16 protein-coding genes and 1 pseudogene are annotated in these 18931 nt (G+C 68.3%); 12 read left to right on the top strand and 5 right to left on the bottom strand.

Annotated features, from left to right (window positions below; genetic code table 11):
- Positions 1-46: 46 nt before the first annotated feature.
- Positions 47-1315: an aspartate kinase gene (locus BTZ20_RS24180; protein ID WP_077043103.1), complete on the top strand. Its 1269-nt coding sequence runs from the start codon at positions 47-49 to the stop codon at positions 1313-1315.
- 2 nt (positions 1316-1317) lie between these two features.
- Positions 1318-2352 carry an aspartate-semialdehyde dehydrogenase gene (locus BTZ20_RS24175; RefSeq protein ID WP_077043102.1) on the top strand — a complete coding sequence of 345 codons (1035 nt, stop codon included), beginning with the start codon at positions 1318-1320 and terminating at the stop codon, positions 2350-2352.
- Between the two features lie 88 nt (positions 2353-2440).
- On the opposite strand, the gene BTZ20_RS28700 is transcribed toward BTZ20_RS24175, so the two are convergent.
- Positions 2441-2656, bottom strand: coding sequence for a hypothetical protein (locus BTZ20_RS28700; RefSeq protein ID WP_223263497.1), 216 nt, complete (start codon positions 2654-2656; stop codon positions 2441-2443).
- 21 nt (positions 2657-2677) lie between these two features.
- Here BTZ20_RS28700 and BTZ20_RS28695 point away from each other — a divergent pair, with 21 nt between their 5' ends.
- Both BTZ20_RS28695 and BTZ20_RS28690 read left to right on the top strand, forming a co-directional pair.
- Positions 2678-2959 (top strand): hypothetical protein, encoded by a 282-nt coding sequence (locus BTZ20_RS28695; RefSeq protein ID WP_223263496.1) that lies wholly within the window; start codon positions 2678-2680, stop codon positions 2957-2959.
- Between the two features lie 39 nt (positions 2960-2998).
- On the top strand, positions 2999-3412 hold the full coding sequence (locus BTZ20_RS28690; RefSeq protein WP_223263495.1) for a hypothetical protein: 414 nt from the start codon (positions 2999-3001) through the stop codon (positions 3410-3412).
- A gap of 65 nt (positions 3413-3477) precedes the next feature.
- On the opposite strand, the gene BTZ20_RS24165 is transcribed toward BTZ20_RS28690, so the two are convergent.
- Positions 3478-3717 (bottom strand): hypothetical protein, encoded by a 240-nt coding sequence (locus tag BTZ20_RS24165; RefSeq protein ID WP_077043101.1) that lies wholly within the window; start codon positions 3715-3717, stop codon positions 3478-3480.
- 452 nt (positions 3718-4169) lie between these two features.
- On the opposite strand from BTZ20_RS24165, the gene mscL reads away from it, so the two are divergent.
- The 8 genes and pseudogenes from mscL to BTZ20_RS24125 all read left to right on the top strand — a co-directional run bounded on the left by mscL (position 4170) and on the right by BTZ20_RS24125 (position 12890).
- Entirely contained in the window at positions 4170-4577 is a 408-nt protein-coding gene (mscL, locus tag BTZ20_RS24160) for a large-conductance mechanosensitive channel protein MscL (protein WP_077043100.1), read from the top strand.
- A gap of 131 nt (positions 4578-4708) precedes the next feature.
- Positions 4709-6094: a hypothetical protein gene (locus BTZ20_RS24155; protein ID WP_077043099.1), complete on the top strand. Its 1386-nt coding sequence runs from the start codon at positions 4709-4711 to the stop codon at positions 6092-6094.
- 44 nt (positions 6095-6138) lie between these two features.
- Positions 6139-6714, top strand: coding sequence for a TetR/AcrR family transcriptional regulator (locus BTZ20_RS24150; RefSeq protein ID WP_077043098.1), 576 nt, complete (start codon positions 6139-6141; stop codon positions 6712-6714).
- Positions 6711-8212, top strand: a pseudogene (locus BTZ20_RS24145) (flavin-containing monooxygenase). The gene BTZ20_RS24150 and the pseudogene BTZ20_RS24145 overlap by 4 nt, the downstream one beginning before the upstream one ends.
- Positions 8213-8433: 221 nt before the next feature.
- Positions 8434-9909, top strand: a complete 1476-nt coding sequence (locus BTZ20_RS24140; RefSeq protein ID WP_077043097.1) for a catalase — start codon at positions 8434-8436, stop codon at positions 9907-9909.
- 387 nt (positions 9910-10296) lie between these two features.
- Positions 10297-10755, top strand: a complete 459-nt coding sequence (locus BTZ20_RS24135) for a Fur family transcriptional regulator (protein ID WP_077043096.1) — start codon at positions 10297-10299, stop codon at positions 10753-10755.
- 16 nt (positions 10756-10771) lie between these two features.
- Positions 10772-12238 carry a catalase gene (locus BTZ20_RS24130; RefSeq protein ID WP_077043095.1) on the top strand — a complete coding sequence of 489 codons (1467 nt, stop codon included), beginning with the start codon at positions 10772-10774 and terminating at the stop codon, positions 12236-12238.
- Between the two features lie 175 nt (positions 12239-12413).
- Positions 12414-12890 carry a Dps family protein gene (locus BTZ20_RS24125; protein WP_077043094.1) on the top strand — a complete coding sequence of 159 codons (477 nt, stop codon included), beginning with the start codon at positions 12414-12416 and terminating at the stop codon, positions 12888-12890.
- A gap of 71 nt (positions 12891-12961) precedes the next feature.
- On the opposite strand, the gene BTZ20_RS24120 is transcribed toward BTZ20_RS24125, so the two are convergent.
- The 3 genes from BTZ20_RS24120 to BTZ20_RS24110 all read right to left on the bottom strand — a co-directional run bounded on the left by BTZ20_RS24120 (position 12962) and on the right by BTZ20_RS24110 (position 18854).
- The gene (locus BTZ20_RS24120; protein ID WP_077043093.1) at positions 12962-14428 is read right to left on the bottom strand and encodes a pyridoxal phosphate-dependent decarboxylase family protein; all 1467 of its coding nucleotides are present in this window, start codon (positions 14426-14428) and stop codon (positions 12962-12964) included.
- The gene (locus tag BTZ20_RS24115) at positions 14425-15780 is read right to left on the bottom strand and encodes an MFS transporter (RefSeq protein WP_077043954.1); all 1356 of its coding nucleotides are present in this window, start codon (positions 15778-15780) and stop codon (positions 14425-14427) included. Before BTZ20_RS24115 ends, BTZ20_RS24120 begins: the two co-directional genes overlap by 4 nt.
- Before the next feature lie 185 nt (positions 15781-15965).
- On the bottom strand, positions 15966-18854 hold the full coding sequence (locus tag BTZ20_RS24110; protein WP_077043092.1) for a beta strand repeat-containing protein: 2889 nt from the start codon (positions 18852-18854) through the stop codon (positions 15966-15968).
- Between the last annotated feature and the right edge of the window lie 77 nt (positions 18855-18931).

Here is an 18931-nt window from a genome sequence, read left to right as displayed (position 1 = left end):
CCAACTGGACTTCGTACCCAGTTCCCAGATCCGGAGGTTGATTAGCGTGGCGCTCGTCGTGCAGAAGTACGGCGGATCCTCGGTGGCATCTGCCGAGCGCATCCGACGCGTCGCCGAACGGATCGTGGAGACCAAGCGTGCGGGCAACGACGTGGTGGTCGTGGTCTCGGCGATGGGCGACACCACCGACGAGCTGCTCGACCTGGCTCAGCAGGTGTGCCCCGGCGGCCCGCCCGCCCGCGAGATGGACATGCTGCTGACCTCGGGCGAGCGCATCTCCAACTCGCTGGTGGCCATGGCGATCCACTCCCTCGGCGAAGAGGCCCGCTCCTTCACCGGGTCGCAGGCCGGGGTCATCACCACCGGCGCGCACGGCAACGCGAAGATCATCGACGTCACCCCTGGCCGCGTCCGGGACGCGCTCGACCGCGGCTCGATCGTCCTGGTCGCCGGGTTCCAGGGCGTCAGCCAGGACAGCAAGGACGTCACGACCCTCGGTCGCGGCGGTTCCGACACCACCGCCGTCGCCCTCGCCGCCGCGCTGAAGGCCGACGTCTGCGAGATCTACACCGATGTGGACGGCATCTTCACCGCGGACCCGCGAATCGTGCCCGACGCGCAGCGGCTCGACACCGTCTCCTTCGAGGAGATGCTGGAGATGGCCGCGTGCGGCGCGAAGGTGCTCATGTTGCGTTGCGTCGAGTACGCGCGCCGCTACAACGTGCCCGTGCACGTTCGTTCCTCGTACACCACAAAGCCCGGCACCATGGTGTCCGGATCGATGGAGGACATTCCCGTGGAAGAAGCCATCCTCACCGGCGTCGCGCACGATCGCAGCGAGGCCAAGGTCACCGTCGTCGGGCTGCCCGACGTGCCGGGCTACGCGGCCAAGGTGTTCCGCGCCGTCGCCGAGACCGAGATCAACATCGACATGGTGCTGCAGAACATCTCGAAGGTGGAGACCGGCAAGACCGACATCACCTTCACGCTGCCGAAGACGGATGTGCCCGCCGCGGTGGAGAAGCTGACGGAGCTGCAGGGCGAGATCGGGTTCACCCAGATCCTCTCCGACGAGCGCATCGGCAAGGTGTCGCTGGTCGGCGCAGGCATGAAGAGCCACCCGGGCGTCACGGCCACCTTCTGCGAGGCGCTCGCCGAGGCAGGCATCAACATCGACCTGATCTCGACCTCGGAGATCCGCATCTCGGTGCTGGTCGCCGACGACGATCTGGACGACGCGGTGCGCGCGATCCACAAGGCATTCGATCTGGGCGGCGACGAAGAGGCCGTCGTCCACGCGGGAACGGGACGCTAGAGATGACAACTGTTGCTGTAGTCGGCGCGACCGGACAGGTCGGCGCGGTCATGCGCGCGCTCCTCGCGGAACGCAACTTCCCCGCGGACAAGGTGCGGTTCTTCGCGTCCGCTCGCTCGGCGGGGACCAAGTTGCCGTTCCGCGGCGAGGAGATCGTGGTCGAGGACACCGCCGCGACCTCGGACGAGGACCTCAAGGGCATCGACATCGCGCTGTTCTCGGCGGGTGCGACCCTCTCTCGCGTCCAGGCCCCGCGGTTCGCCGCGGCTGGCGCGACCGTGATCGACAACTCCTCCGCCTGGCGCAAGGACCCCGAGGTCCCGCTGGTGGTCAGCGAGGTCAACCCGGAGGAGGCGAAGAACCCGCCGAAGGGCATCATCGCCAACCCGAACTGCACCACGATGGCCGCGATGCCGGTGCTGAAGGTGCTGCACGACGAGGCCGGACTGCAGCGGCTGATCATCAGCAGCTACCAGGCGGTGTCCGGCAGCGGCCTGGCAGGCGTCGAGGAGCTGGCGACCCAGGCCCGCGCGGTGATCGACGACGTCGAGAAGCTGGTGCACGACGGCAGCGCAGTGACGTTCCCGGAGCCGAACAAGTACGTCGCCCCGATCGCGTTCGATGTCATCCCCCTGGCCGGCTCGCTGGTCGAGGACGGCAGCGGCGAGACCGACGAGGACCAGAAGCTGCGCAACGAGAGCCGCAAGATCCTCGGACTGCCCGACCTGCTGGTCAGCGGCACCTGTGTCCGGGTGCCCGTGTTCACCGGCCACTCGCTCTCGATCAACGCCGAGTTCGGCAACCCGCTGTCCGTCGAGCGCGCCAAGGAGTTGCTGGCGACCGCGCCCGGTGTGCAGCTGGTCGACGTGCCAACCCCGCTGCAGGCGGCGGGCGGCGATCCGTCGCTGGTCGGCCGCATCCGTCAGGATCCGGGCGTGCCGGGCGGTCGTGGCCTGGCGCTGTTCGTCTCCGGCGACAACCTGCGTAAGGGTGCCGCGCTCAACACCATTCAGATCGCGGAGCTGCTCGTCGGCTGACCGTCCGCCGAGTGTGCACCTGCCGTCGCATCGCCCGAGTGCGGGCGTCGGGAGGTGCACATTCGCGGGTGGCGGCGCCGGTGACAGTTCAGACGGCTGCCTCGGCGATGCCTGCGCCGTTCGCCGGTTCGAGGACCGGGGCGGGACCGCGGAGCAGTCGCCCGATCCAGCCCTCGTCCAGGGCCACGGCCTTGACGATCGTCGCCGCGGCGACGACGACGCCCGACAGGACGAACATCCAGGTGATGGTGGTGAACACCAGCCCGAGTGAGCCGAACTTCTCCTGCGCGGACGCGCCCGCCATCGGCAGGTAGATCCGTCCCCGATGCGGAGCAGGGCCAGCCCGAGCGCGGTCAGCGCGGCGGTGGCCCACAGCACCCGGCCGGCCAGCCTGCCCTCGGTGAGCAGGTACGGCACCACGGCCCAGAGCCCGAACCAGATGGCCAGCTCGGTGCCGAACGCCAGTGGCGGCCCTACCCAGTCCATCCCGGCCAGTTGCCGGGCCACGCTGAGCAGCGCCACCGACGAGGCGACCGCGAACAGCACGGCAACCCACCGCCAGCTGCCGCGGATGGACAGGGTCGGGATGTTCCAGATCTTCCCGTAGAGCCGGCCCAACGCTCGGGCGAAGGACGTCCCGCTGAGAATGACCATCACCATGCCGATGACGCCGAAGGTGGCGAACGTCGGCGTGCTCTCTTCGAGCGCGCCGGGGGCGATGGCGTACAGGTCAAGTCCGGTGGGATCGAACCCGAGCTGCTCGGAGATGGTGCCGCCGACGGCGTGGAGGTCCCCGATGGTGCCGACCGCGATGATGACCGGCAGCACCGAGGTGAATTCCTGCGCGGCCAGGGTCATTGCGCGGTCGGCGAGCTCGATGTCCACGATTCCCTTGATGATCCGTGCCACCGTGCGCCCGGCCGAGGTTCGCTTCAGCCAGCCCCTGGCGGTCTGTTTCCGGACCTCCAGTGCTTCCTTGGCGAGGCTCACCGAGAGTTTCGAGGACTTCACGGTGGTCAAGTCAACGCGACCGTCGAGCCGGACTCCTCATCCGGGGTAGGTGAAAAACGTGTGCCCGCCGCCCGTCCTGTGGTGGGACGGGCGGCGGGCACAGGTGGGACTGCGTCAGGCGGGGGCGCTCTGCGCAGGCGCCCGGTTCGCCGGCCAGCCGGCGGTCAGGCCCCAGATGACACCGATGTTGATGGCGATCACCAGGATCGACAGCCAGGGCTGGGTGCCGATCAATGTCAGGTGCCCGACCGCGTTCAGCAGCGCGAGGGTGACACCGAAGACCCGGGCCCAGGTGGCCCCGGCCAGCAGCGCGCCACCACCGACGACGAGGAGGACGCCCCAGGCGATGAGCACCCACCCCAGCGGTCGTAGTCGAGGATCAGCATCTTCTCTTCCCCGACGAACAGCCGGGTGGGCGCGGTGAGGGACGCGATGCCCTCGACCGCGTTGAAGGTGCCGGTCATGATCAGCATGAGGCCGGCGAAAACGCCCCAGCCTCCGGGGCTCTTGTCGTCCATGGGTTCCTTCGGTGGGGTGTCGGTCGGGTGGCGGATCAGAAGATGAGCGCGACGAGGATCGGTGCTGCGGTCAGGACGATCGCGACGAGCGAGACGATCGCGATCGTCTTGACGGCCGTCGCTTGTCGGTTGGGGTCATAGGACATGACGCAAACGTTAGGGCGCGGGATTCGCCGATCGCGTCATCCTCTGTGGGTGAAATGGGGCGCGGAATCATGTACGGTGCTTCGCTGGCCTATATCATTCCGTGATAATTGGTTGAATTGTTCACAACGAAAGGACCAACAAGTGCTCAAGGGATTCAAGGAATTTCTCCTGCGGGGCAACGTGCTGGACCTCGCCGTTGCCGTCGTGGTCGGAGCTGCCTTCACCGCGATCGTGACCTCCTTCACCGAGAACATCGTGAATCCGCTGGTCGCGTCGTTGGGTGGATCCAACGAGATGGGCTTCGGTTTCCAGATCACCGACAGCCCCGAGACCTTCGTGAACCTCGGTGCCGTGCTGAGCGCGGTGATCAATTTCGTCCTCATCGCGGCGGTCGTGTACTTCGTGCTCATCGTCCCGTTCAACTCGGTCAAGGAACGCTTCATGACCGAGGAGGAGAAGGAGGCGACGGACATCGAGCTCCTGACCGAGATCCGGAACCTGCTCGCCGACGCCAACGCTGACGCCAACTCGACCCGGGTCGAGTCCTAGCAGTTCGTCGTCGCCTCGCGGCGTCTCGGACCCGAGGGGGCCGGGACGCCGCGTTGTTTTCCCTCATCCGGTGCGGGTGAGATTGCGGATCGGCGCTGTCGAATCGCCGCCCGAGGCCGCATGCTTTTTCTATGACGCCGACCGACGATGCGAAGCCGCTCGATGCCGACGAGCGGGCGGAGCTGATCCGCCTGCGCGCTCAGGTCGCCGCGACCGAACAAGCCCGGGTCGCAGGGACCGAGGTCGCCGAGCGGCGGGGGATCGGCGGCGCGCTGCGCTGGACCGCGTCCGCGCTCCTGATCGTCCTGGTCGCGGTGCTGCTGCTGACCTCGGTGCTGGCCCGCTTCACGAGGAGCGAGATCCTCGACACCGATCGGTACGTGGCGACCGTGGCGCCGCTCGGCTCCGATCCGGCAGTGCAGGACGAGATCACCGACCAGGTGACGCGCCAGATATTCACCCGGCTCGACGTCGAGAAGATCACGCAGGAGGCGCTGTCGGCGCTGACGGAGAACGCGCCGCGGGTGCCGCCGCAGGTGGTAGGCCTTGCCCCGGTGATCGCAGGCCAGGCCGAGGGGTTCATCCGGGACACCGTGCACTCGCTGGTGGCCAGCGATCAGTTCGAGAGCGCGTGGATCGATGCGAACCGGATCGCGCACGAGAACCTCGTGGCGGTCGCGACCGGCGAGACCGGTGTCGTCGAGATCGACGAGAAGGGCACGGTGAGCGTGCCGCTCGACGCGATACTCAAGACCGTCAAGGAGAATCTGACCGAGCGCGGGTTCGCCTTCGCCGACAAGATTCCCGATGTCAATGCGAGTTTCGTGATCTTCCAGTCCGCTGACCTCGTGAAGGCGCAGCGGGCCGTCAACGCCCTGGACAAGGCCGCCACCTGGCTGCCGTGGCTGGCGGTGCTCGCGGCGATCGGGGCGGTGTTCGCTGCGCCGCACGGCAGGCGACTGCGGGCCCTGTCGCTGGTGGGGCTGGGGGCCGCGATCGCGATGGCACTGCTGAGCGTGTCGCTCCACATCGCCCGCGCGGTGTACATCGACGAGATCCCGTCGGACGTGCTGTCCCCGGCGGCGGCCGCTGCGGTGGTGGACGCGGTGGCGGCCCCGCTCAAGACGATGGTGCGGGCGTGGTTCGTGGCCGGGATCGTGGTCGCGCTGATCGGCTTCCTGACCGGTGGTTCGAACTCCGCGCTCGCGGTGCGTCGCGGGTTCACCCGGGGTGTCGACAAGATCAGGAAAACGGGTGAGGGCAGGGCGCCGACCCAGCTCGAGGTGTGGACCGCGCGACTGCGGGTCCCGCTGCGGGTGGCGATCGTCGCGATCGCCGTCGCGGTGCTGGTCTTCTGGACCTATCCGTCCGGGGTTGTGGTGTTCACGATCGCGTTGCTGGCCCTGCTCGCGCTGATCGCCGTCGAGGTGCTGGCCCGGCCGGGAGTGGCCGCGGCGGCGGGGGCACCGTCGGCCGAGGTCGAGGGGTCGTCGCCCGACGTCGAGAATCAGACTTAGCAACAGTCTGGACTGTTTTTAATTCTCCCGCTACGGTCGTCGGTGTGACCCAGGACACCGAACAGGGCCCGCGCACCCAAGCGCAACGAACGGCTGCAACCCGTACGAAGCTGCTCGACGCGGCGATCGCGCTGCTCGTCGAGGTCGGCTACGCCCGGACCAGCACCCAGGAGATCGCGCGCCGGGCCGGGGTCTCCCGAGGGGCACAGCTGCATCACTTCCCGACCAAGGAATCGCTGGTGGTCGCCGCAGTCGAGCACCTGGTGGAGAAGCGGCTGGCCGAGATCCTCGACGCCCGGCCCGATCCCGACCACGGGATCGAGACCCTCGTCGACGCATTCACCGGCCCGCTGTTCTACGCCGCACTCGAGCTGTGGGTGGCAGCGCGCACCGATCCGGGTCTGCACGAGGCGATGATTCCGCTCGAGCGCAAGGTCGGCGACGCCCTGCGGCTCGGCAGCGCCGAGGTGATGGGCGAGCGGATGGGCGTGGACGCGATCGACCTGAGCATCGAGCTGGCCCGAGGCCTCGCCGTCTCGGCGCTGTTCCGCACCCCCGAATCCGACAGTGAACTCCGGGAGCGGCTGCTCCCGGTGTGGAAGGGCCTGGTGATGAAGTGAGCGCCACACCGAAACCGCTCGCGTTGCCGGGCCACGCCCGCGTCCTGGTGGTTGGCGCCGGGTTCGCGGGCCTCGCGGTCACCGAGCGGGTGCTGCGCGATGATCCGGCGGCCGACATCCTGGTCATCGAGCGGGCCGCCGACATCGGCGGAACCTGGCGCGACAACACCTACCCCGGGTGCGCGTGCGACGTCCCCACGGCCCTGTACTCGTTCTCGTTCGCGCCGAGCCCGGACTGGAGTCATACCTTCGCCCGGCAGCCGGAGATCCAGTCATACCTGCGGAAGATGGTCGCCGTCACCGGGATCCGTGATCGAATCCTGACCGGATGCGAGCTGCTCGATGCGTCGTGGGATGACGCCGTGGGCACCTGGAGGGTGCGCACCTCGCTGGGCGAGCTCACCGCGCAGACCCTGGTCGCCGCGACGGGTGCGCTGTCGACGCCCAGGCTGCCGGACGTGCCGGGCATCGAGACGTTCCGGGGACGGCTGTTCCACTCGGCGACCTGGGATCACGACTACGACCTGACGGGGAAGCGGGTGGCAGTGGTCGGGACGGGCGCCTCTGCCGTGCAATTCGTGCCGGAGATCGCCGACCGAGTGGAACGGTTGACCGTGTTCCAGCGCACGCCCGCCTGGGTCCTGCCGCGCGGCGACCGTACGCTCTCCCGCATGGAGAAGCGGCTCTATCGCCGTATTCCGCTCACGCAGAAGATTGTTCGGGCGGCCATCTACACCGCTCGTGAGGGATACGTGGTCGCGATGGCCAAGGCGCCGCGACTGTTGCCCGCCTTCCGGCTGTTCGCCGCGGCGCACCTGCGGCGGCAGGTGCCCGACCGGGCGCTGCGACGAAAGCTGACGCCGGAGTTCACGATCGCCTGCAAGCGGATCCTGCTGTCCAACGACTGGTTGCGGACCCTGGCCCGAGCCGACGTCGACCTGATCGACTCGGGGCTCGCCGGGGTCACCGCGGGAGGCGTCGTCGACGGCGCCGGCACGGAGACGCCGGTCGACGCGATCATCTTCGCCACCGGCTTCTCGCCCACCGAACCGCCCGTGGCCCGGCAGCTCCGCGGTCGCGACGGACGGACGCTGGCGCAGCACTGGTCGGGCAGCCCCGGGCGTACCTGGGTACCACCGTCGTCGGATTCCCCAACCTGTTCCTCATGTACGGGCCGAACACGAACCTGGGGCACAGCTCGATCGTGTACATGCTGGAGTCGCAGGCCGCGTACATCAACGGGGCGCTGGCGCACCTCGACGGCGGCGGGGTCGTCGAGGTCCTTCCCGCTGCACAGGCGCGCTACAACGAGGAGATAGCAGGCCAGCTCCGAAGCACGGTATGGAACACCGGTGGATGCTCGAGCTGGTACCTCGACAAGGAGGGGCGCAACTCGGTGATGTGGCCCACCTTCACCTTCCGGTATCGGTCCCGGACAAAGAGATTCGACGCCGAGAACTATCAGACTCGACGCGCAGTGCGGGAGAGTGTCGGGTGAACGAACAAGGACGGCTCCCGAATTCGCCCCTTTCGCCCTTTCTCGCCTTGTTCGGGGAAAGATGTATAAGTGGGAAGGGGTGACCGAGTCACAGCCCCAACGCCGCGCAGCCCAACGTCGCGGTGGGTCGCCCCTGCCCGGATTGGAAATTCTGACCGAGGTCCACAGCCGAGTGCGTGCTGATACCGCGAGGCGCGGAGAGTAAGGAAGGGATCCACTAGATGAGCAATGGCATTGATCCTCAGCACACCAAGGGCGCCGACGAGAAGCTGACCACGGCGGTCGGCGCACCGGTGCCCGACAATCAGAATGTCGCCACTGCAGGCCCGCGGGGGCCGCAGCTGTTGCAGGACGTCTGGTTTCTCGAGAAGCTCGCCCACTTCGACCGCGAGGTCATCCCGGAGCGGCGCATGCACGCCAAGGGCTCCGGCGCATACGGCACGTTCACCGTGACCAACGACATCACCCAGTACACGAGCGCGAAGATCTTCTCCGAGGTCGGCAAGAAGACGGAGCTGTTCGCGCGCTTCTCGACGGTGGCGGGTGAGCGCGGTGCGGCCGATGCCGAGCGCGACATCCGCGGTTTCGCCGTCAAGTTCTACACCGAGGAGGGCAACTGGGACCTCGTCGGCAACAACACCCCGGTCTTCTTCTTCCGCGATCCGCTGAAGTTCCCTGACCTCAATCACGCGGTCAAGCGCGATCCCCGCACGAACCTGCGCAGCGCCAACAACAACTGGGACTTCTGGACGAACCTGCCGGAGTCGCTGCACCAGGTGACGATCGTGATGAGCGACCGCGGCATCCCGGCCTCGTACCGGCACATGCACGGCTTCGGCTCGCACACGTTCAGCTTCATCAACGCCGAGGGCGAGCGCTTCTGGGTGAAGTTCCACCACCGCGTCCAGCAGGGCATCAAGAACCTCACCGACGCGGAGGCCGCCGAGCTGGTGGGCAACGACCGCGAGAGTCATCAGCGCGATCTGTTCGACGCCATCGAGGCAGGCGACTTCCCGAAGTGGAAGCTGTGTGTGCAGATCATGCCGGAGGCGGACGCGGCGAAGGTGCCGTACCACCCGTTCGACCTCACCAAGGTCTGGCCGAAGGGCGACTACCCGCTGATCGAGGTCGGCGAGTGGGAGCTCAACCGCAACCCAGACAACTACTTCGCCGAGGTCGAGCAGGCCGCGTTCAACCCCGCGCACGTGGTGCCCGGGATCAGCTTCTCCCCGGACCGGATGCTGCAGGGCCGGCTGTTCTCCTACGGTGACGCGCAGCGTTACCGGCTGGGAGTGAACAACTTCCAGATCCCGGTCAACGCGCCAAGGAGCCCGGTGTCCAACTTCCACCGGGACGGCGCCATGCGGGTCGATGGCAACCAGGGTGGCTCGCTGCACTACGAGCCGAACAGCTACGGCAAGTGGCAGGAGCAGCCGCAGTACCGGAACCCGGCGCAGGCGGTCGGCGCGATCGCGGATCATTTCGACTACCGCGAGGACGATGACAACTACTTCTCGCAGCCACGGGTGTTGTTCAACAACATGAGCGACGAGCAGAAGCAGGTGCTGTTCGACAACACCGCGCGAGCCATCAACGGCGCCTCGGACCAGGTCGTGCAGCGGCACATCGACAACTGCACCGCCTGTGACCCGGCCTACGGCGAGGGCGTCGCGAAGGCCATCAAAGCGCTGAGCTGACACCGAGCACGACCATCCGCCCGGACCGGGATCTCCCGGTCCGGGCGGACGTGTATCCGGGTCATATGCGGTGGTCACCGGCTCGGCGCCGGCCGGCGCCGAACCGGGGAACAAACTCGGGCCCGCGCCCGTTGAACCCCTCGTCGACGTCCGGACATGCCCGGGCCTCACCCCTTTAGTCGCTTCGTGCGACCACTCGCCGAGAGGCGCCTGTGGGACGTCGACCCGAAGGGCCGCCCGAACTTCTCGGGCGGCCCTTCATCGTGTCTGCGGCGCGTCGACCGAGGTCAGCGTGCCGCCACCTTCGCTCCGAGGCCGATGATGCCCGGTCGTCGATCGGCTGGTCCGTTTCTTTGATGTGTTCCAGGACCGGCGCATACTGGGGGCATGGGGCACGGCGGCGGTTACCTCGATCCCCGGGCGCAATTGCGCGCGGCGGGACTCCGGGTGACCGCTCCACGAGTTGCTGTATTGAATGCCGTTGCCGCGCAGCCACATTCGGATGTCGATCGGCTCGCCACCGAGGCGCGCCGGGAGCTCGGCTCCGTGTCCACCCAGGCCGTGTACGACGTGCTGAAGGCTTGCGTGGCCGCCGGGATACTCCGCCGATTCGAACCGGCGGGTTCGCCCGCCCGGTTCGAGGTACGAACCGGGGACAACCACCACCACCTGGTCTGCCGCGGCTGCGGCGCGGTGTTCGACTCCGACTGCGTCGTCGGCCGCGCCCCCTGCCTGCAGCCCTCGGATACCCATGGATTCGTGATCGACGAAGCCGAGGTCGTGTTCTGGGGAAGCTGCCCGCGGTGCCAGGCCGCGGCGAGCGAGCAGGCAGCTCAGATTCACTAGCCAAGGAAGGTTCGTCATGAACGCTGCACGTCAGCGAGCAACGACCACCAACGCAGGTATCCCCGTCGCGAGCGACGAACGATCGCTGACCCAGGGTCCGCAGGGCGGGGTGCTGCTACACGACCACTACCTGATCGAGAAGATGGCCCAGTTCAACCGCGAACGCGTCCCGGAGCGGGTCGTACACGCGAAGGGCGGCGGCGCGTTCGGCGAGTTCGAGGTCACGGCGGACGTCAGCGCCCACACCATGACCGACTGCTTCCAGCCGGGCAAGAAGACCGAGATGCTGGCCCGGTTCTCCACCGTGGCGGGCGAGCAGGGCAGCCCGGACACCTGGCGTGATCCGCGTGGGTTCGCATTGAAGTTCTATACCGAGGTGGGCAACTACGACCTGGTCGGCAACAACACCCCGGTGTTCTTCGTGCGTGACGCGATCAAGTTCCAGGACTTCATCCGGTCGCAGAAGCGGATGCCCGACTCCGGCCTGCGCGACAACAACATGCAGTGGGACTTCTGGACGAATTCGCCGGAATCCGCGCACCAGGTGACCTGGTTGATGGGTGACCGGGGCATCCCGAGGACCTGGCGGAACATGAACGGCTACGGCTCGCACACCTACATGTGGGTCAACGCCGATGGCAAGCGTGTCTGGGTCAAGTTCCACTTCAAGACCGACCAGGGCATCGAGTTCCTCACCCAGGCCGAGGCGGACAGCCTCGCAGGCAGCGACCCCGACCACCATCGCAAGGACCTGTTCGAAGCCATCGCGGGCGGGAACTTCCCGAGCTGGACGCTCAAGGTGCAGCTGATGCCGTACGAGGACGCCGAGAAGTACCGGTTCAACCCGTTCGACCTGACCAAGGTGTGGTCGCAGAAGGACTACCCGCTGCACGAGGTCGGCCGGATGACGCTCAACCGCAATCCGGAGAACTTCTTCGCCCAGATCGAGCAGGCCTCCTTCGAGCCGTCGAATGTCATTCCAGGCGTGGGGTTCTCGCCGGACAAGATGCTGCTCGGCCGGGTGTTCTCCTACGCGGACACGCACCGGTACCGGATCGGAACCAACTACATGGACCTTCCGGTGAACCGGCCCAAGGCGCAGGTGAACTCGTACTCCAAGGACGGCGCCATGCGGTACAGCTGGAACTCGCCGGAGACCCCGGTCTACGCGCCGAACGGCTATGGCGGACCCGCGGCCGACGAGTCCCTGGCCGGTCCGCCTGCCGCGTGGGAGGCGTCGGGAGACTTCGGGCGATTCGACTACATCAAGCACCCAGAGGATGACGATTTCGGGCAGCCCGGAACGCTCGTTCGCGAGGTGCTCGACGACGCCGCGCGCGAGCGCCTGGTCGGCAACATCGTCGGCCACGTGCTGAACGGGGTGCGGGAACCGGTGCTGTCCAAGGTCTTCGAGTACTGGAGGAACGTGGACGCGGACCTCGGCAAGAAGGTGGAGGAGGGCGTGCGCGCAGGTCAGAAGTAGCCGATGGTGAGGAGTCCTCGGTGCGGCGCAAGGGTAGCCGTTTCGTTTCCGCGATGTGCGCTTCGCCACATCCGGGAACGGATGCCAGGGCCGGACGTTGACCGTAGTGAGTGCCGATGACGTCATCCGCGCTCACTACGGAACCGAACGCATACGAAACCGCAGGAGTGAGTCAATGACCACCAGCCCCATCGTCAGCACCCTCGACGCCGGACAGCAGCAGATCGCGGGGGAGGCCCTACAGGGCACCGTCGTGGACTTGATCGACCTCGGACTCATCGCCAAGCAGGCGCACTGGAACGTCATCGGTCGGAGCTTCCTGTCGGTTCATCCCTCACTGGACGAACTGGTCGCCGCCGCACGTGATTTCACCGATCAGGCGGCCGAGCGTGCGACCGCGGTCGGGGTCAGCCCCGACGGCCGGTCCGCCACGGTCGCCGCGGACGCGGGGACAAAGGGCTTCGGCGCGGGCTGGACGAAGGACACCGACGTGATCGAGGCGATCGTGGCGAACCTGGCCGCGGTCATCGAACGCCTCCGCGCCCGCATCGAGCTCACCGAGAAGGCCGACCCGGTCACCCAGGACCTGCTCATCGCCATCACCGCGCGGCTCGAGCAGCTGCACTGGATGTGGCAGGCGCAGGGAGCCTGATGCCGCTGCGCCGCCTGTGAGTGATTTGTACCCCGACTGGGGTGTCGATCACGCACAGGCGCCGCAGGCGCCTACTCCATGAACCGCGCGAGGAACTCGATCAGCAGTCGCTCGGCCACCGGCTCGGGCAGCGCCTCGATCAGCGCCAGCACCTCGGCCAGCGGACCGTCCAGTCCGCCGCCGGGCTCCAGCCCCACGAGGGCGAGGACGGCGGCGCAATTGTCGCTGGTGAGGTCCTCCTGCCGGATCTGCCCGGCGGCCGCGACCACGTCGGCCGGTGCCTGCGCGCCCGGCACGCCGCGCACCGCATCCGCCGCCTCGACCAGCGCGTCGCACAGCTCCACGCTGACCCGCTCGGTGACCGGTGTGAGGGTCAGGTGGGTGGTGCGCGGCAGCGTGGTGCCGTCCGACTGGGTCCGCCCCGGCTGCGGCTGCAGCGTCCAGCCCAGGTCCTTCGCGGCGTCCGCCCAGCGGTGCGGATCCACGCTGCGCCCGGCGCCGACATCGGGGTCGGCGGCCACGGCGAGCAGCGGGCCGATCGGATCGCCCACGACCCGGAGCCCCTCGATGCCGTCGATCGCCTTGTGCACCTGTTCGGCCGCTCGGGCGATCTGCCCGGTCAGCTCGGCGAACCCCGTGCGCCCGAGCGTCTGCGACACCGCCCAGCCCGCGGCGATCGGCATCACTGTCCTGGAGCCGAGGATGGTGGGATTGACGACGGCGTAGCCGGGCCAGGCACTGGTCGCGAACCACTGACGCCGATGACGGTCGCGGTCCCGGTAGAGCAACACCGACACCCCCTTCGGGGCGTAGCCGTACTTGTGCAGGTCCACCGAGATGCTCGCGACGCCAGGCACCCGCAGGTCCCAGGCGGGGCGGTCCTCGGCTCCAGGCCACCACGGCAGCACCCAGGCCCCGATGCAACCGTCGACGTGCACGGCGACCCCTTGGGCCGCACAGACTTCCGCGATCTCCGCGACGGGATCCAGGGCGCCGTGCGGATAGGACGGCGTCGACGCGACCACCAGAGCGACGGTCTCGTCCAGCGCGGCCGCCACGTCCTCGGCGCGCAGCCTGCAGGTGTCGGGATCCACCGGCAACACCCGCAGTCGCAGGTCCAGGTAGTGCGCGGCCTTGATGAACGCGGCGTGCGCGGTGGACCCGACCACCAGGGTCGGCCGCGCCTCGCTTCCGGTGCTCGCGCGCCAGGTGTCCCGGGCCGACTTGACCGCGAGGATGCAGCTCTCGGTGCCGCCGCTGGTGACGCTGCCGACGACGTCGGGTACGCCGGCGGCCAGCACGTCGCGGGCCGTCGCGATGAGGTCGCGCTCGAGCGCAGCGACGGAGGGGAAGGTGGTGGGGTCGAGTCCGTTGAGCGGCTGTGCCTTTCGGGCCGCCTCCGCCGCCACCTCGTGAAGTTCCGCGACCCCGGGGTCGTACACGTAGGACAGCAGGTGCCCGCCCTCGGTCGGGGCGTCCGCCTTCCTCAGCTCATCGAGCTGGGCGAGCACCTCGGCGGTGCTGCGTTCGAAGATCACTTGCTGCTCCTGTTCAGTTCTTCGGCTGCCAGTCGGTACCCGCGCAGGGTCATCATGCTCGCGGCCACGAGCACCGCCGGCACGGCGGCGAGGGCGATCACGATGCCGGTGATCGCCCCGTCGGACTGCGCGACGGGGTGGTCGGAGGTGGAGGAGACGAATCCCGTCACGGCGAGAATGGCGAGCACGACGGCGGGGCCGAGCGCCAGACCGAGGGTCTCCGCGGCGGTCCACACCCCGCTGAAGGCGCCGGCGCGCACGGATCCGGCGGTGGTGTTCTCGTGGTCGCTGATCACGTCCGGCAACATCGACATCGGCAGCATCTGCATGCCGGCGTAACCGATCCCCGCCACCGCCACCACCGCATACACCCACGGCCCGGGGACGGCGATCAGACCGAGCATCGCGACGGAGGATGCCAGGAACAGGCCCGATGCCAGGAAATACGCGCGTTGCTTGCCCCACGCCCGCACCAGCCGGATCCACATCGGCATCACCGCCAGTGCCGGTGCGACCAGGGCGGCGAACAGGATCGACACCGCGCGCTCGGAATCGAGCACGTAGGTGGCCGCGTACTGGGCGGCGCCGAGCATGCTGCCGATGGCGAGGGCCTGGAGTGCGAAGGTGCCGAGCAGGAATCGGAACGGGCCGCTCGAGCGCACCGCGGCCAGGCTGTCGGCGAGCCCGTGGCCCGACGACGCCTCGACCGGTGTGTGAACGACGCCGACGCTGCGCGGCGCGATCCGCCAGGCGCCGAGCATGCCGAGTCCGAGGGTCAACCCGGCGATCACAGCCATCAGCAGGTATCCCGTCCTGCCCCCGCCGCCGAGTTCGCGCAGTTCCGGGCCGCCCGCACCGAACAGCAGGATCGCGACGGCGAGCACCGCGACGCGCCAGGACATCAACCGGGACCGCTCGTGATAGTCCTCGGTCAGCTCGGCGGGGAGCGCGATGTACGGAACCTGGAACAGTCCGAAGGCGATCGCGGCGAGGATGAAGGCCGTGGTCACCCAGAGGCAGCCGACGAGGGTGGATGCGCCTGCGGGCACCGCGAAGGTGAGCGCGAAGAACACCGGCAGAGTCAGTGCGCCGAGGAGCAGGAAGCGGCGACGGGTCCCGGTGCGGGCCGCGTCGGCATCGCTGCGAGACCCGATGTACGGGTTGATCAGCACGTCGAGTGCCTTGGGTACGAACACCACCATCGAGGCCGCCGCGGCGGCGACCCCGAGCGTGTCGGTGAGGTAGTAGGCGAGTACCAGCCCGGGCAGTGTGGCGAAGCCTCCGGTGCCGACCGAGCCGAGCGAGTAGCCGGTGACGGTCGATCTGCTCAGCCGTGGGGGAGCCATGGTCATCCGGTCAACATAGGTCATTGCGCGGGCCCGCGAGAGGGTTGCGCTCAGGGAGAATTCGTCGGCTCCGGTGGTCGCCCGGCCGGACACGGTGATTCACGTGAAACCTCCTCCCGGACGGCCGGGGTCCGGGCGCGGGGACGACGAACGCCCCCACCTGGCGGGTGGGGGCGTTCGTCAGGGTGCTGCTAGGAACCGAAGATGCTGCCGAGCGATCCGAGCGATCCGGTGCCGCCCGGGTTGCCGCCGCCGGAGACCTTCACGGTCGACGCGCTGGACGTCGACTCCTTGAATCCGGTTGCGCCGCTGTAGACGGCCTTGATCTGACGGTCACCGGTCTGGGTGAACTTGTAGGACAGCGTGGCCTGTCCGTTGACCACGTCGACCGCCTCGCCGATCGCGGTATTGCCGTCCATGAAGGTCACGGTGCCCGAGGTCACCGGGTCGCCGGACTCGGTCTTCACGGCCGCCGACAGGTCCACCGGCGAGCCCTTGGTTGCGGTGCCGGGAGCGGTCAGCGTCGTCACCGTCGCGACCTCGACGGGCGCCGGGTCGGTGACATTGACGGTCTGTGCCTGTCCGGTGGAGCCATTGAAGTTCTCCGCGCCGCTGTAGACGGCGGAGATCGAGTGTGCTCCGGTCGTGGTGAACGTGTGGCTCAGCTTCGCGCCACCGTCGACGAGCCCGATCGGGCTGCCGATGTTGGTGCTCCCGTCCTTGAACTGCACGGTGCCGCCGGCCGCATTGTTGCCCTCGTTGTCCTTCACCAGGGCCCAGAGGTCCACCGAGTCACCGGTTTTCGCCTCGCCCGGGACGTTGAGCGTGGTGACGGTGTCGACGATGACGGGGTCGGTGGAGACGTCGACGGTGGAGGCCGTGCTGGTGCTGGTGTTGAAGCCGTCGGCGCCGCTGTAGACAGCGGTCACCGGGTGCGCTCCGTCGGTGGTGAAGGTGTGGTTCAGGGTGGCGGTGGCGCCGTTGAGGGTGACCGGTCCGCCGATGTTGGTGCTCCCGTCCTTGAACTGGACGGTGCCGCCGCTGGGTGCGGGGGCGATGGTGGCGCTGAGGTCGACGGCGGTGCCGGTCTTGGCGGTGGCCGGGACGGTCAGCGTGGTGGTGGTGTCGACGGCGTTGACCGAGACGTCGACGTTCGATGCGGCACTGGTGCTGGTGTTGAAGCCGTCGGCGCCGCTGTAGACGGCGGTGACCGCGTGCGCACCGATGGTGGTGAAGGTGTGGTTCAGGGTGGCGGTGGCGCCGTTGAGGGTGACCGGTCCGCCGATGTTGGTGCTCCCGTCCTTGAACTGGACGGTGCCGCCGCTGGGTGCGGGGGCGATGGTGGCGCTGAGGTCGACGGCGGTGCCGGTCTTGGCGGTGGCCGGGACGTTCAGGGTGGTGGTGGTGTCGACGGCGTTGACCGAGACGTCGACGTTCGATGCGGCACTGGTGCTGGTGTTGAAGCCGTCGGCGCCGCTGTAGACGGCGGTGACCGCGTGTGCACCGATGGTGGTGAAGGTGTGGTTCAGGGTGGCGGTGGCGCCGTTGAGGGTGACCGGTCCGCCGATGTTGGTGTCGCCGTCCTTGAACTGGACGGTGCCGCCGCTGGGTGCGGGGGCGATGGTGGCGGTGAGGTCGACGGCGGTGCCGGTCTTGGCGGTGGCCGGGACGTTCAGGGTGGTGGTGGTGTCGACGGCGTTGACCGAGACGTCGACGTTCGATGCCGCCGAGGTGGACGGCTTGTTACCGGCGTCACCGCTGTAAACGGCGGTGACCGAATGGGCTCCGGTGGTGGTGAAGGTGTGGTTCAGGGTGGCGGTGCCGTTGTTGACCGGGACGGCGTTGCCGATGTTGTCGGCGCCGTCCTTGAACTGGACGGTGCCGGTGGCGCCTGCGGGGGCGACGGTGGCGGTGAGGTCGACGGCGGTGCCGGTCTTGGCGGTGGCCGGGACGTTCAGGGTGGTGGTGGTGTCGACGATGACCGGGTCCGTGCTGACGGTCACGGTCGCCGCAGCAGAGGTGGACGGCTTGTTGCCCGCGTCACCGCTGTAGACGGCGGTGATGGCGTGCGCCCCGTCGGCGCTGAAGGTGTGGTTCAGGGTGGCGGTGCCGTTGTTGACCGGGACGGCGTTGCCGATGTTGTCGGCGCCGTCCTTGAACTGGACGGTGCCGGTGGCGCCTGCGGGGGCGACGGTGGCGGTGAGGTCGACGGCGGTGCCGGTCTTGGCGGTGGCCGGGACGTTCAGCGTGGTGGTGGTGTCCGCCGCGGCGGCGCCCACGTTGATCGTGGCCAGCGGCCCCGCGCCCGCGTTCAGCGCTGAGCCCTGTGCGTCACGAGGCGTGCAACGCGTAGGCGCCCACTGGGTTCCGCCGAGGAAGGTCGCCCGGGGCAGGAAGGTGTAGTAGCTCTCGTTCGCGTTGTAATTTGCGGCGCTGCCTGCGGTGCGCACCTTCGGCGTGATGACGCCTGCCGCTCCAGCGGTGACGGTGACATCGATGGCGGGCAGTCGGTACCAGCTGTCGCCGTTGCCGTTGGTGCTGCCATCGAGGTTCTTCTTCAGCTTGGGTGCGCGGATGCCGCCCTCGCTGTTGGTGCTCGAGGATCCGCCATTGGCGATCACCTGGTTGCCGCCCGACAGGCGCAGGATGTTGCCGGCGCCGTCGGGATTGCCCGCGTCGTTGACGCGATCCACGGTCGGCGCGACGCCGTCGAGGTTCACGCCGCTGCCCGCCACGACGGCGGCGCTGACGAAGGTCGCGTTCGCGGGGATCGCGTAGTCGACCTTGAGCCGCGTGATGTTGGTGGTGGTCGCGCCCGACTCGCTGTTGGGGAAGGACGAGCCGCCCGGCTGGATGCGGTAGGTGAACGTCTCACCCGCCGTCACGGAGGCCGGTGCGTCGACGGTCATCGACGTGTCGGCGACCTTGTGCACGGTGAGTACCGCGCTGGCCTGGCAGGCGTTCTTGAACGAGGTGGTCGTGGGTGCCGCGGACGCGGGGCTGCCGATCAAGAGCAGGCCGGCGGCCAGCGCCACGGACGTGACCGGTACGGCGCATTGCCGCACTGTGGACTTGGACATAACACTCCTTGCGCCCGACTCGCGGGAGAGATGTCGAGCATCGGTTGGATGAAAGTGTCCACACTGTGCCACCGCAA

This window comes from Rhodococcus sp. MTM3W5.2 (genome assembly GCF_001984015.1).
Taxonomy (GTDB): Bacteria; Actinomycetota; Actinomycetes; order Mycobacteriales; family Mycobacteriaceae; genus Rhodococcus_G; species Rhodococcus_G oryzae.
This window is presented reverse-complemented; position numbering and strand designations above follow the sequence as displayed.

Bases quoted from the DNA above. Each gene is read 5' to 3' on its own strand.
- BTZ20_RS24110 (WP_077043092.1), bottom strand. From the start codon at position 18,854: ATGTCCAAGTCCACAGTGCGGCAATGCGCCGTACCGGTCACGTCCGTG.
- BTZ20_RS24130 (WP_077043095.1), top strand. From the start codon at position 10,772: ATGAACGCTGCACGTCAGCGAGCAACGACCACCAACGCAGGTATCCCC.
- BTZ20_RS24115 (WP_077043954.1), bottom strand. From the start codon at position 15,780: ATGACCATGGCTCCCCCACGGCTGAGCAGATCGACCGTCACCGGCTAC.
- BTZ20_RS24140 (WP_077043097.1), top strand. From the start codon at position 8,434: ATGAGCAATGGCATTGATCCTCAGCACACCAAGGGCGCCGACGAGAAG.
- BTZ20_RS24175 (WP_077043102.1), top strand. From the start codon at position 1,318: ATGACAACTGTTGCTGTAGTCGGCGCGACCGGACAGGTCGGCGCGGTC.
- BTZ20_RS28695 (WP_223263496.1), top strand. From the start codon at position 2,678: ATGCGGAGCAGGGCCAGCCCGAGCGCGGTCAGCGCGGCGGTGGCCCAC.
- BTZ20_RS24155 (WP_077043099.1), top strand. From the start codon at position 4,709: ATGACGCCGACCGACGATGCGAAGCCGCTCGATGCCGACGAGCGGGCG.
- BTZ20_RS24125 (WP_077043094.1), top strand. From the start codon at position 12,414: ATGACCACCAGCCCCATCGTCAGCACCCTCGACGCCGGACAGCAGCAG.
- BTZ20_RS28700 (WP_223263497.1), bottom strand. From the start codon at position 2,656: ATGGCGGGCGCGTCCGCGCAGGAGAAGTTCGGCTCACTCGGGCTGGTG.
- BTZ20_RS24135 (WP_077043096.1), top strand. From the start codon at position 10,297: ATGGGGCACGGCGGCGGTTACCTCGATCCCCGGGCGCAATTGCGCGCG.
- BTZ20_RS28690 (WP_223263495.1), top strand. From the start codon at position 2,999: ATGACCATCACCATGCCGATGACGCCGAAGGTGGCGAACGTCGGCGTG.